This window comes from Oerskovia sp. Root22 (assembly GCF_001429135.1).
Taxonomy (GTDB): domain Bacteria; phylum Actinomycetota; class Actinomycetes; order Actinomycetales; family Cellulomonadaceae; genus Oerskovia; species Oerskovia enterophila.
The window spans coordinates 330,890-343,699 of record NZ_LMIL01000008.1; the positions used below are offsets into that span (position 1 = coordinate 330,890).

A 12,810-nucleotide genomic window follows, 5' to 3' on the forward strand; every position below is an offset into this window, starting at 1 on the left:
CCCCCGCCCGGCCCGGACAGGGCCTGACCGGCAGTGGGCGAGGTTTCCCTCCTGCGCCCGTCGTCTGCTCGATGCCACCGGCGGTCGGGTCCTGCAGCACCACCAGCTCGAAGAATCGAAACTCGATGAGGAGTGACACGACATGTCAGAGCACGACTCGACCTACTCGCGCCGATCCGTCCTACGGCTCGGCGCGCTGACGTTCGGGGCCGCAGCCGGTGCTGCGACCCTTGCCGGAGCAGGAGGGAACCTCGCGGTCGCGGCACCAGCCGTCGCCGCACCGGCACCGTTCGTCAACCCCGCCCCGCCGGTCAGCCGGCGCTTCCTGCAGTCGCTCGACCGCAGCGTCGCCCTCGACGGATGGACGGCACAGCCGTTCTCGATGTCGCAGGTCACGCTCGAGCCGAGCGTCTTCACGCGGGCGCAGGACCAGGCGCTCAACCTCGCCCGGGCCTACCCGGTCGACCGGATCCTCGCGGTCTTCCGTCGGACCGCAGGGCTCGACACCAAGGGGGCCAACGCCCCCGGCGGGTGGGAGGGGTTCGGGCACGCCAACGAGGACGCCTGGGGTCCTGACGACTACCCGGGCCGCGCGAACACCCAGACCGCGAACCTGCTGCGCGGTCACTACGCTGGCCACTTCCTGTCGATGGTCGCGCTCGCCTACGGGAGCACGGGCGAGGCCGTCTTCAAGGACAAGGTCGACGCGATCGTCGCGGGGCTGGGCGAGGTCCAGGCCGCGCTCGCGGCCACGGGCCGCTACAGCCACCCGGGCTTCCTCGCCGCGTACGGCGAGTGGCAGTTCAGCCAGCTCGAGAAGTACGCGCCGTACGGCGAGATCTGGGCGCCGTACTACACGTGCCACAAGATCATGGCCGGACTGCTCGAGGCCTACCACCTCACGGGCTCGGCCCAGGCGCTCGAGATCGTCACGTCGATGGGCGAGTGGGTCCACAGCCGCCTGAGCAAGCTCCCCGCGGACCAGCTCGAGCGCATGTGGGCCATCTACATCGCGGGCGAGTACGGCGGCATGAACGAGGTCATGGCCGACCTCCACCAGATCACCGGTCGTGAGGACTTCCTCGCGACCGCGAAGCTGTTCGACCTCAACGCGCTCGTGAACGCCTCGGCCGCAGGCACCGACACGCTCAACGGCAAGCACGCCAACCAGCACATCCCGCAGTTCCCGGGCTACCTCAAGGTCTACTCGCACACGCACGAGCAGAAGTACTTCGACGCCGTGAAGAACTTCTGGGGCATGGTCGTCCCGGGGCGCACCTACGCGCACGGCGGCAACGGCGAGGGCGAGCTGTGGGGCCCCGCGAACACCGTCGCGGGGGACATCGGCACGCGCAACGCCGAGACCTGCGCGACGTACAACATGCTCAAGGTCTCGCGCCTGCTCTACTTCCACACGCTCGACCCGAAGTACATGGACTACTACGAGACCGGGGTGCTCAACCACATCCTGGGCTCGCGCAAGAACGCCGAGTCCTCGACGAGCCCCGAGGTCACGTACATGTACCCGGTCCACCCCGGGGCGCGCCGCGAGTACGACAACACGGGCACGTGCTGCGGGGGCACGGGCCTCGAGAACCACGTCAAGTACCGCGACTCGATCTACTTCCGGTCGGCCGAGGACGCCCCCGGCAACCCCGTGCTGCACGTCAACCTCTACGTCGCCTCGACGCTCGACTGGTCCGAGCAGGGCTTCGAGATCGTGCAGCAGACCGAGTACCCCAAGGTCGGGGCGAGCACGCTCGTGGTCAACGGCTCGGGTCCGCTCGACCTGCGGCTGCGGGTCCCGCGCTGGATCCAGCGCGGGTTCACCGTGAAGGTCAACGGTGAGGCGCAGGACCTCGCGGCCACGCCCGGCACCTACGTCACGGTGAGCCGCACGTGGACGAGCGGCGACCGCGTCGAGATCTCGATGCCGCTCTCCCTGCGCGTCGAGCCCACGATCGACAACCCGGCGATCCAGGCCCTGCACTACGGACCGGTGGTCCTGCTGGCCCGCAGCGCGGCCACGAAGTTCCTCAAGCTCTCGCTGTACGCCAGCATGCGGCTCGACGGGAGCCTGGACACCGCGGCCAAGGCGCTCGGGGACAACGTGTTCCAGCTCGGCGACCTGACCTTCGAGCCGGCGTACTCGGGCGGCAGCGCGCTGTACCACATGTACTTCGAGCGCTCCGAGCCCAGGATCGTGTTCGCGGGCACCGACTCGGGCGTGGCCAACGCGCGCCGCGCGAACGGTACGTCGTTCCTCGACGTCGTCTGGGCCGAGGGCTCTTTCGCGGACCGTGCGGCGTTCCTCGCGACGGTCCAGCGCACGGCCGAGACCTTCGTGGCCGAGGGCCTGCTGACGCGCCGCGACAGCCAGAAGGTCCTGGTCGCGGCAGGCAAGGCGAAGATCGCGTGAGCGCCCACGAGGGGCGCCGCGACGCGGCGCCGGACACCACGCACAGGCACGACGCAACGGGCCTGCGGGCCCCGGGACGAGGGACGGTCATGGCACGAGCAGGACGAGGGGCGGCCGGGTTCTCCCGTCCGCGACGGTGGACGGCGGCGACGCTCGCGGGCGTGCTCGTGGGGGCCGGGGCGCTGGGCGGCGCAGGGATCGCGGTCGCCGCGGTGGGCTCCTCCCTCCCGGCCGTGACGGCCGCCGCGGAGGCTCCGGCCAACGTGGCCCTCCTCGGCACTCCCGAGGCGAGCTACACAGCGAGCTGGCACGCGATCGACGCGGTCAACGACGGAGAGGTCGCGCACACCGGCTCGTACGACAAGGCGTGGGCCACGTGGGACGGCAACCGCCCCGCGACGCAGTGGCTCGAGTACGCGTGGGAGGCACCCGTCCGGGTCGACCGCTCGGTCCTGTCGTTCTGGTCGGACGGCGAGGGGGCCAACGGCGACAACGTCCGGGTCCCGGGGTCGTGGAAGATCCAGTACTGGGACGAGGCGACCTCGACGTACAAGGACGTCGTCAACCCCAGCACCTACGGGACGGCGCGCCTCGCGCCGAACGAGACGACCTTCGAGCCCGTGACCACGACCAAGGTGAGGGCGACGTTCAACGCGCTCAAGGGAGCCACGGTCGCGACGTACTCGGCCGTCGGGGTCACCGAGTGGGAGCTGTGGGGCACGGGCGGCACCGAGGAGCCCGAGCCGGTCGACCCCAACGCGCCCATCGACGTCTCGCCCGTGCACGTCCCCACGCTCGTGGGCGAGCTGCCGGACCTGCCCGAGGACGTCGACGCGATCTACGAGGACGGGCGCGTCGCGTCCGTCGCTGTCGACTGGGCCGACGTCACGGCCGAGCAGGTCGCCGAGAAGGGCAGCTTCGGCGTCACGGGGGTGGCCGAGGGGATCGTCGAGCCCGTCCAGGGCACGGTCTACGTGCGCGACGGCGAGCCCGGCGACGTGACCGAGGTCGACTACGTGAGCGTCGTGACGCTCGCGGGCACCGCGCCGACCTTGCCGTCGAGCGTCACGGCCGCGTTCGAGGACGGCTCGCGCGACAGCCGCACGGGAGTCGAGTGGGACGCCGTCGAGCCGTCGCAGTACGCCGAGGCGGGCGGGCTCTTCTTCGTGGAGGGGGACGTCGAGGGGACCGACCTGCCGGCCGAGGCGACCGTGTTCGTCGTGGCCCCGGACGATGCCGAGGACACCATCGCACCCACGGTCTTCCTGTCGGTCGAGCCGGGGCCGGCGACCTCGGGCTGGTACGTCGAGCCCGTGCGGGTGACGGTCGCGGCGAGCGACAACCGCGACCCGGCCCCCGCGGTCGAGGTCTCGGTCGACGGCGGTGCCTGGGCCGCGTACACGGGTCCGGTCACGGTCGACACGGACGGGGTGCGCACGGTCGCGGCCCGCGCGACCGACGCGTCGGGCAACGTGGGCGAGGCGACGCGCGAGCTCAAGGTCGACGCGACCGCGCCGGTCACGGTCGCCACGGTCAAGAACCTCGGGTCGAGCGTCGAGGTGACGCTCACCGCCACGGACGCCGGGTCGGGCGTGGACCGGATCCAGTGGGAGGGGCCGGGCACGTTCTGGGGCACCTACCAGGAGCCGTTCACGCGTGCCCTGACCGAGGAGCCGCAGGTCATCGAGTTCGCTGCGACCGACGCCGCGGGCAACCAGGAGGTCCGACAGCGGATCGAGCTGCCCGCCCTGGGCGAGCCCGACCCCGACCTCGCGGTCGAGGTCTCGGCCACGGCGAAGTGTGTCGCGGGCAAGGTCGCCGTGTCGGTGCGTGCGGTGAACGGTGAGGACGTGCCGGTCGACGTCAAGGTCACCTCGGCGTTCGGGTCCAAGTCGTTCGTGGGCGTGGAGCCGGGCAAGTCGGCGTCGCAGTCGTTCGCGACGCGAGCGGGCTCGGTCGACGCCGGGGTCGTCACGATCACCGCGAGCACGGGTGGTGACGACGGCACCTCCGCGACGTTCGAGGCGCCGTACGCGGCCCTCGACTGCGGGTGACCGGCTGACCCGACGACCTGATGACCGCCGCGGGGCGAGGCGGTGCTGTCTCGTCCCGCGGCTGCCCCGGGCCGTGCTCTGGCCGGCCGGTGCACCGGGGCCACGCCCGGCCCGCCGCGACGTCTCCTTGCGTCGCGGCGGGCCGGGCGTCGTCGTCCTCTCCCGCCCGACGCCGCAGCGCACCCGGGAGCGCGGGTGCGCTCCGCCGTCGGGCAGAATCGAGGCATGAGTGCTGGTGCGGTGCGGCGGGGCCGACGGCCCGCGGGCGAGGACACCCGGGCGTCGATCGTGGCCGCGGCGCGCGAGGAGTTCGCCGCCAAGGGCTACGACGCCGTGAGCATGCGCGGCGTGGCACGCGCGGCCGGGGTGGACCCCGGCCTGATCCGGCACTACTTCGACGGCAAGGGCGAGCTCTTCGCAGCCTCGCTCGTCCCCGCAGGGGCCGACCCGCAGGCGCTCGCGGGCCGGTTCGCCGAGGGCGGGATCGAGGGCCTGGGGGAGCGGCTCGCGCGGACCGTGCTCGCGGTCTGGGACGCGCCCGACGGGCAGGTCCAGCTCCGGCTCGTGCTGTCCGGGCTGCTGTCGGCCGACGGGCACGTGCAGGAGCTGCCGCGCTATCTCCAGCGGACGGTGTTCGACCAGGTCGCCGCGCTCCTGCCGCGCGAGGTCGCGGCGCGGCGCGTGGGGCTGGTCGCGAGCCAGGTGCTCGGGGTGCTGGTCGCCCGGCACCTCCTGCACCTCGAGCCGGTGGCGTCGATGTCCCCCGACGAGCTGGTGCAGTCGATCGCCCCGACGATCCAGCGGTATCTCGAGGGCGTGGACGAGGGTCTTGCGCCGGGACCTCCCGAGGAGCAGAATTCCTCACATGGGGAATACTGACCCGGTCATCAGCGTCCGCAGCCTCCGCGTCGACCGCGGCGGGACCACGGTCCTGCACGGGCTCGACCTCACGGTTCCCGACCGTCAGATCGTCGGCCTGCTCGGGCCGAGCGGCAGCGGCAAGACCACGCTCATGCGCGCGCTCGTCGGGGTCCAGCAGATCACGGGCGGCGAGGTCGAGGTCCTGGGCCGCGCGGCCGGCGACCCCGTGCTGCGGCGCCGGGTCGGGTACGTGACCCAGTCGCCCAGCGTCTACGCGGACCTCAGCGTGACCGAGAACCTGCGCTACTTCGCGACGATCCTGGGCGTGGGTCCGCGCGACGTCGCGCGCGTGACCGACGCCGTGGACCTCGCGCGGCACGCCCGGCGCCGGGTCGGCACGCTCTCGGGCGGTGAGCGCTCGCGTGTCTCGCTGGCGGCCGCGCTGCTCGGAGACCCGCAGCTGCTCGTGCTCGACGAGCCGACCGTCGGGCTCGACCCCGTGCTGCGCCGCGACCTGTGGGACCTGTTCGCGCGCCTGCGTGACGCCGGGACCTCGCTGCTCGTGTCGTCGCACGTCATGGACGAGGCGACGCGCTGCGACCGGCTCCTCCTGCTGCGCGACGGTCGCCTGCTCGCGGACGACACCCTGCCGGGCCTGCTCGAGCGCACGGGCGCCCACGACGTCGAGCACGCGTTCCTGCGCCTGGTGGAGGAGACCCCCGTGCCCGACGGCGCAGCGGCCGCCAGGAGTCCGCGTCACCTCGGAGGGGAGGCGTCATGAGCGCGCCCGACGCACGGGAAGCGGCGACGCTCGCGACGGGCACGTCGAGGCGAGAGGGCGAGCGCGCTGCGCCGGTGCAGCACGCACCCCGTGCCCTGAGCCCGGGCCTGACCCTCGCGACCGCGGGCCGGGTCCTGCGGCAGATCCGCAACGACCCGCGCACCATCGCGCTGCTCGTCGTGCTGCCGTGCGTGCTGCTCGGGCTCATCGCCTGGATGTTCGACGGGACGCCCGTCCTGGACCAGTTCGGCCCCATCCTCGTGGGGCTGTTCCCCATGATCATCATGTTCCTCGTCACGAGCGTCACGACGCTGCGCGAACGGCAGTCGGGGACGCTCGAGCGCCTCATGACCATGCCGCTCGGCAAGGGCGACTTCGTGGGTGGGTACGCGCTCGCGTTCGCGCTCCTCGCGACCGTGCAGGCCCTGGTCGTGGTGGCGTTCGCGGTGTGGGTGTGCGGCATGGACGTCGCGGGGCCCGTGGGCCTCGTGGTGCTCGTCGCGGTGCTCGACGCGATCCTCGGGTCGTGCCTGGGGCTCGCGGCCTCGGCGCTCGCCCGCTCGGAGTTCCAGGCCGTGCAGCTCATGCCCGTGATCCTGTTCCCGCAGCTCATCACGTGCGGCCTGCTCATGCCGCGGGACGAGATGCCCGCGGTGCTCGAGGCCATCAGTCGTGTCCTGCCCCTGACGTACGGCGTCTCGGCGCTCCAGGACGTGGCTGCGGGCGGCGGGTTCGCCGACGTCCGCGGTGCCGTCGCGGTCATCGTCGGGTTCATCCTGGGCGCGATCGTCCTGGGGACGCTCACGCTGAGGCGCCGGACCGCGTAGGCCTGGCCGGGAGGCCTCGGCGCTGCCCTGTACCACGGTTCGCCGAATCTCACCCGCTGAGGCGCCCGCAGGGGCCCCAGGACGTGGGAGGATGGGCGCGCTCGGGGGCGCGAGGCGACAAGGGAGTGCGCAAGTGCGGATCGTGGACCCGCGGGCTGGAGCCCGCACGTTCGCAGGGGCTGTGGCAGGACTGGTCGTGGCAGGCGGGATCGTCCTCGGAGGGCTTCCCGCGGTCGCCTCCCCGCCGGTCCCGGTCGGGGACCACGGACCGGAGGGCGTGAGCCTCCAGGTCGGCATCACGGGGATCACCACGCTCTCTGCGGTCGACGCGGTCGCGGAGAACCCCGTCCCGGGCGGGACGCTCGTGGTCCGGGGCCGGGGATTCGTGCCCTTCGTGACGTACGACGTGCACCTCCACTCGACGCCCACGTTCCTCGGGACCGTGACGGCGCGCGCCGACGGGACCATCGAGCTCGTCACGACCGTCCCGCTCTCGACGGTCCCGGGCCCCCACTACGTCGTGGTGACCGACCCCGTGAGCGGAGCCTCGGTCCGGTCGGCGTCGTTCGACGTCCGCAGCGCCGTCGGCGGCACGGACGGCGGCGGAACGGGCGGAGGGACGACCACGGGCAACGGCACGACGGCCGAGGGCGGGACCCCCGGCACGGTTCCCGGCCCGCTGGCCTCCACGGGCGTCACGGTCGTGGGCACCCTGGCGATCGCCGGTGGCCTCGTCGCGGGAGGCGCGGCCCTGAGACGGCGCCGGACCCGCGCGAGCTGAGCGACGTCGTCGGGCCTGCGTGCCCTCGCGGCCCCAGGACCGGTCCGCCGGCACGTGACCCGGACGACGCCGAGCGATCAGTTGTCAGAAGCCCACCGGGACATACCCCGGTGGGCTTCTGACAGCTGATCGCTCGGTGGGGAACGCGGGCCCCGTGCGTGGCTACGGACGCGCCGCGAACCGTTCCAGCAGCTCCGCGTGCCCCGAGACGATGAGCAGGTCGTTCGCGGAGATGCGCGTGGTCGGCTCGGCGTACACGAAGTCCTGGCCCGGCGACTTCACGCCGATGATGGTCACGCCGTAGCGGTCGCGGACCTTGGTCTGCTCGATCGTGAAGCCCTGCGTCTCCTTGGGTGGCCGCATCTTGACGATCGTGAAGCCGTCCTCGACCTCGATGTAGTCGAGCAGCTTGCCCGAGACCAGGTGCGCCACGCGGCTGCCCGCGTCGGCCTCGGGGAACACCACGTGGTGCGCACCGATGCGCTGCAGGATGCGCCCGTGCTCGGCCGAGATGGCCTTGGCCCAGATCTGTGGCGTGCCCAGGTCCACCAGGTTGCCCGTGATGAGCACGCTCGCCTCGAGCGAGGTGCCCACGCCCACGACCGCGACCGGGAAGTCGCGCGCGCCGAGCTGCTCCAGGGCGGTGGGGTTCGAGGCGTCGGCCTCGACGAGAGGGATGCGGCCCGACCACTGCGCGATGAGCTCGGGCGAGCGCTCGACCGCGAGCACGTCCTGGCCGAGCCGGTCGAGGGTCGCGGCGATCGCGGAGCCGAACCGGCCGAGCCCGATCACGAGCACGCCGGCGTTCTTCTCGGGGGCCTTCTTGTCGGGCACCTGGGGACCTTTCGTCGGGAGGGCGGGCCGGTCGTGAGCCGGGACCGCACCAGGGGGAGCAGGGGGCGGGGTCAGCCGATGATCGGGCGTTCCTCGGGGTAGCGGATGACGCGGCGCCGGTCGCGCAGCGCGAGCGCGGCCGCGAGCGTCATGGTCCCGGTGCGGCCGATGAACATGAGCACGACGAGGACGTACTTGCCGGCGGTCGGGAGGTCGGCCGTCACGCCCGTCGAGAGTCCCACGGTCGCGAACGCCGAGATGGTCTCGAAGAGGATCACGTCGAGCGTCCAGCCCGTGATCTCGAGCAGCAGCAGGCTCGCGACGAGCACGGCCGTCGCGCCGATGAACGACACGGCCACGGCCAGGCGCAGGGTCTCGCGCGGGATGCGCCGACCGAACGCCTCGAGGTCGCGGTCGCCGCGCGCCTCGGACACGATCGCGAGCAGCATGACCGCGAGCGTCGTGACCTTGATGCCGCCCGCCGTCGAGGCGCTGCCGCCACCGACGAACATGAGCGCGTCGGTGATGAGCCAGCTCGACTCGTGCATGCCGTTGATGTCGATCGTCGAGAAGCCCGCGGACCGTGGCATGACCCCGGCGAACAGCGACGCGAGGATCTTCTCGTTGACGCTCAGCGGGCCGAGCGTCTTGGCGTTGGTCCACTCGAACGCCGCGAACAGGACCACGGCCACCACGACCAGCACCGCGCTCGTGGTGAGCGTCAGCTTGGTGTGCAGGTTCCACTTCGAGGCGCGCCGCCGGTTGCGCATGATGTTGAGGATCACGGGGAAGCCCAGCGAGCCGATGAACACGCCGATGATGATCGGCATGAGCAGCATCCAGTCGCCCACGTAGGGCGTCAGGCCCTCGGCCGTGGGGATGAAGCCCGCGTTGTTGAACGCCGAGATCCCGTAGAACAGGCCGTGCCAGGCGGCCTCGCCGAACGTCTCCTCGAGCACGATGAAGCGCGGCAGGAGCAGCAGCGCGATGAGCAGCTCGATGCTGGTCGAGGTGATGATGACGACGCGCACGAGCGAACCGACCTCGCCGAGCCGGGTCGTCTTGGTCTCCGAGGCCGTGAGCAGCTTCTGCGTCAGGCCGATGCGCCGCGAGACGGCCATGCCGAGGATCGAGGCGAGGGTCATGACGCCCAGACCACCGATCTTGATGCCCACGAGGATCACGACCTGCCCGTACGTGGACCAGTAGGTCCCCGTCGGGACGACCACGAGGCCCGTGACGCACACGGCCGACGTCGCGGTGAAGAGCGCGTCGATCAGCGGCGCCGACTTCCCGGACGTCGTGGCCCAGGGGGCCATGAGGAGCAGCGTGAAGAGCGAGATCACCGCCGCGAAGACCGTGACCGCGAGGCGGGCCGGGGAGTGGCGGGCGAGGCGGTCGACCAGCTCTCGTCCTGCGAAGAAGCGCCCGGAAACCCCCTGGGGCATCGGTCCTCCGTCTCGCTGTCCGTGCGTCCTCGTCCGGGTGGACGGGTGGCGGGGGAGGCCCTTGAGGGGCCGTCCGGTCGCCGTGCGTGCCGATGTGTCGCCCAACTCTGCCACAGGACGGCCCCTGCCCACCGGCTGAACCGCGTGGCGCCGTCGGGCCGTGCGGGCGCTACCGTGTTTCCTGCCTGCCGCCGACACCGTCGCGTGCCGCGGTACGGGCCGTGCGACGGAGCACCCGCCGTCCGGACGAGGACCACCGACCGAGGAGCGCACGTGACCGGAACCGACACCGTGCCGTTCGTCGCGCAGGTCGTGTGGAGCCCGGACCTGCTGGGGTACGACTTCGGGCACGGGCACCCCATGTCTCCGACGCGTCTGGACCTGACCATGCGCCTGGTGCGCGCGCTGGGTCTGCTCGACGCCCCGGGGGTCGAGGTCGTCGGGACGTCGCCGGCCACCGACGAGGTGCTCGACCTGGTGCACGACCCGGCATACGTCGCCGCGGTGCACGCGGCCTCGGAGCAAGGGGTGGAGAACGCAGCGCTGGGGCTGGGCACCGAGGACGACCCGGTCTTCGCCGGGATGCACGAGGCCGCGGCACGCATCCTGTCCGGCTCGTACGAGGCCGCGGGCGCGGTCTGGTCGGGGCACGCGCTGCACGCCGTGAACATCGCGGGCGGCATGCACCACGCCCAGCGCGGGGCAGCGTCCGGATTCTGCATCTACAACGACGCCGCGGCGGCGGTCCGTCGCCTCCTCGACGACGGCGCCGAGCGCGTCGCGTACGTCGACCTCGACGCGCACCACGGCGACGGCGTCGAGTCGATCTTCTGGGACGACCCGCGCGTCCTGACGGTCTCGGTCCACCAGAGCGGCGCGACGCTGTTCCCCGGCACGGGCCACGCGACGGACACGGGCGGCGCCACGGCGTCGGGCACCGCGGTCAACCTCGGCCTGCCGCGCCGGACCGACGGCTCGCGCTGGCTGCGGGCCGTCGACGCGGTCGTCCCGCCCGTCCTGCGCGCGTTCCGGCCGCAGGTGATCGTGTCCCAGCACGGCTGCGACGCGCACGGTCACGACCCGTTGAGCGACCTCGACGTGAGCATCGACGCCCAGCGCACGGCCGTGCGCTGGATCCACGAGCTGACGCACGAGCTCGCCGAGGGGCGCTGGGTCGCCCTGGGCGGCGGGGGCTACTCGGTCACGTCGGTCGTCCCGTTCGCGTGGTCCAACGTCGTCGCGGAGGTCGTCCACGCGCCCGTGGCGCCGTCCACGCCCGTGCCGGTCGCGTGGCGCGACCACATCACCGCGGTAGCCCACCGCGAGACCGCCGCGCTCATGGGGGACGGCGAGGTCGCGTTCACGTCGTGGGGGCGGGGCTACGACCCCGAGGACGAGGTCGACCGCGCGGTCGTCGCGACGCGCAAGGCCGTGTTTCCCCTGCTGGGACTGGACGCGCACTTCGACTGAGGCGGTTCGGGGAGCCCCGGAACCGGGCGGCGGGCGAGCGCCCGCCAGGGTGTTCCGCCCCCCGCCCGACGACGTCACCCTCGCTCGATTTCTGGCGACAGCCTGGGAGCAGGTAGGCTAAGGGACGGACTTTTTCTCGTGTTGGTCGGTTCCCGATCAGCCGTGGACCACCATGATCGGGGCGATCCCGATCGCACACCGATCCAGCATTGTGAGGACCCATGGGCTCCGTCATCAAGAAGCGCCGCAAGCGTATGGCCAAGAAGAAGCACCGCAAGCTGCTTCGCAAGACGCGCCACCAGCGTCGTAACAAGAAGTAGCAGCGCGGCGCGTTCACGCGCCGGTTGCCGCAGGAGCCCGGAACCCCTCAGGGGTGCCGGGCTCTTCGCATGCCCGGGATCGTCGCGGGCGCCGGCTGGTCGGTGAGTCCGGCTCGTCGGCGGCCCGGGGAGCGGCGGGTCAGAGGCCGGTGCGGCCCTTCAGCGAGCGCCGGATCGAGCGCATGACGAGCCCGAGGACCCAGGCCGCCCCCGCCCAGCTCGCGGTCTTGAGCCCCCGGTTCGCGACGCGTCGGCGCCGGCCGCGGAACTCGCGGATGGGCCACCCGACGTCCTTGGCGTGGCGGCGCAGCCGCGTGTCCGGGTTGATCGCGCACGGGTGGCCCACGGCCTGCATCATGGTGACGTCGTTGAGCGAGTCGCCGTAGGCGTAGGAGGCCGAGAGGTCGATCCCGTGGCGCTCGGCGAGCTCGCGCACGCCCGCGGCCTTGGCCCGGCCGTGCATCATGTCGCCGACGAGGCGGCCCGTGTAGAGACCGTCCTCGTGCTCGGCGACCGTGCCGAGCGCCCCGGTGGCCCCGAGCCGCCGGGCGATGAGCTGGCCGATCTCGAGGGGGGTCGCGGACACGAGCCACACCTGGTGACCGGCCGCGATGTGCTCGTCGAGGAGCTTCTGGGTCCCGGGGAAGATCCGCAGGGAGAGGACCTGGTCGTAGACCTCCTCGCCGATCGCGACGACCTCGGCGACCGAGCGGCCGGCGATGAGGTCGAGGGCCCGGGAGCGGACCTGGTCGATCTGGCGCTTGTTCTCCCCGAGCAGGAGGTACCGGGCCTGGTGGAACGCGAACGTCACGAGGTCCGGGGTGGAGAAGAAGCCGCGCTGGTACAGCGCCCGGGCCAGGTGGAACGAGCTGGCGCCCCGGATGATGGTGTTGTCGACGTCGAAGAAGGCCGCCGTCGGATGGGTGGACCCAGGTGCAGACGTCGGCATGCCGTCCACTCTATCGGCGCCCACCGACCCCCGCCGACGACCCGCGCGCCTCAGGACGCCGGGCAC

The 12,810-nt window shown here is 72.4% G+C and carries 11 protein-coding genes; 8 read left to right on the forward strand and 3 right to left on the reverse strand.

Going from position 1 to position 12,810, the window contains the following annotated elements; genetic code table 11:
* Positions 1 to 142 precede the first annotated feature (142 nt).
* The 6 genes from ASE15_RS10140 to ASE15_RS10165 all read left to right on the forward strand — a co-directional run bounded on the left by ASE15_RS10140 (position 143) and on the right by ASE15_RS10165 (position 7,723).
* Positions 143 to 2,419, forward strand: coding sequence for a glycoside hydrolase family 127 protein (locus tag ASE15_RS10140; protein WP_056763133.1), 2,277 nt, complete (start codon positions 143 to 145; stop codon positions 2,417 to 2,419).
* Positions 2,420 to 2,508: 89 nt separating this feature from the next.
* Positions 2,509 to 4,473 carry an Ig-like domain-containing protein gene (locus ASE15_RS10145; protein WP_056763135.1) on the forward strand — a complete coding sequence of 655 codons (1,965 nt, stop codon included), beginning with the start codon at positions 2,509 to 2,511 and terminating at the stop codon, positions 4,471 to 4,473.
* A gap of 225 nt (positions 4,474 to 4,698) precedes the next feature.
* Positions 4,699 to 5,352: a TetR family transcriptional regulator gene (locus ASE15_RS10150; RefSeq protein WP_082618359.1), complete on the forward strand. Its 654-nt coding sequence runs from the start codon at positions 4,699 to 4,701 to the stop codon at positions 5,350 to 5,352.
* The gene (locus ASE15_RS10155) at positions 5,339 to 6,115 is read left to right on the forward strand and encodes an ABC transporter ATP-binding protein (protein WP_056649720.1); all 777 of its coding nucleotides are present in this window, start codon (positions 5,339 to 5,341) and stop codon (positions 6,113 to 6,115) included. The genes ASE15_RS10150 and ASE15_RS10155 overlap by 14 nt, the downstream gene beginning before the upstream one ends.
* A gap of 95 nt (positions 6,116 to 6,210) precedes the next feature.
* Positions 6,211 to 6,942 (forward strand): ABC transporter permease, encoded by a 732-nt coding sequence (locus tag ASE15_RS10160; protein ID WP_056650029.1) that lies wholly within the window; start codon positions 6,211 to 6,213, stop codon positions 6,940 to 6,942.
* A 196-nt stretch (positions 6,943 to 7,138) separates the two neighbouring features.
* Positions 7,139 to 7,723 carry a hypothetical protein gene (locus ASE15_RS10165; protein ID WP_056763138.1) on the forward strand — a complete coding sequence of 195 codons (585 nt, stop codon included), beginning with the start codon at positions 7,139 to 7,141 and terminating at the stop codon, positions 7,721 to 7,723.
* 162 nt (positions 7,724 to 7,885) lie between these two features.
* Here ASE15_RS10165 and ASE15_RS10170 read toward each other — a convergent pair whose 3' ends face one another.
* The gene (locus tag ASE15_RS10170; RefSeq protein ID WP_056649726.1) at positions 7,886 to 8,557 is read right to left on the reverse strand and encodes a TrkA family potassium uptake protein; all 672 of its coding nucleotides are present in this window, start codon (positions 8,555 to 8,557) and stop codon (positions 7,886 to 7,888) included.
* A gap of 71 nt (positions 8,558 to 8,628) precedes the next feature.
* Positions 8,629 to 10,005, reverse strand: a complete 1,377-nt coding sequence (locus ASE15_RS10175) for a TrkH family potassium uptake protein (RefSeq protein WP_056763140.1) — start codon at positions 10,003 to 10,005, stop codon at positions 8,629 to 8,631.
* 273 nt (positions 10,006 to 10,278) lie between these two features.
* Between ASE15_RS10175 and ASE15_RS10180 the strand changes: the two genes are divergently transcribed.
* Both ASE15_RS10180 and ASE15_RS20360 read left to right on the forward strand, forming a co-directional pair.
* The gene (locus ASE15_RS10180) at positions 10,279 to 11,475 is read left to right on the forward strand and encodes an acetoin utilization protein AcuC (protein WP_235534330.1); all 1,197 of its coding nucleotides are present in this window, start codon (positions 10,279 to 10,281) and stop codon (positions 11,473 to 11,475) included.
* A 221-nt stretch (positions 11,476 to 11,696) separates the two neighbouring features.
* On the forward strand, positions 11,697 to 11,795 hold the full coding sequence (locus ASE15_RS20360) for a 30S ribosomal protein bS22 (RefSeq protein WP_003792170.1): 99 nt from the start codon (positions 11,697 to 11,699) through the stop codon (positions 11,793 to 11,795).
* 139 nt (positions 11,796 to 11,934) lie between these two features.
* On the opposite strand, the gene ASE15_RS10185 is transcribed toward ASE15_RS20360, so the two are convergent.
* Entirely contained in the window at positions 11,935 to 12,744 is an 810-nt protein-coding gene (locus ASE15_RS10185; protein WP_056649733.1) for an HAD family phosphatase, read from the reverse strand.
* Positions 12,745 to 12,810: the final 66 nt, after the last annotated feature.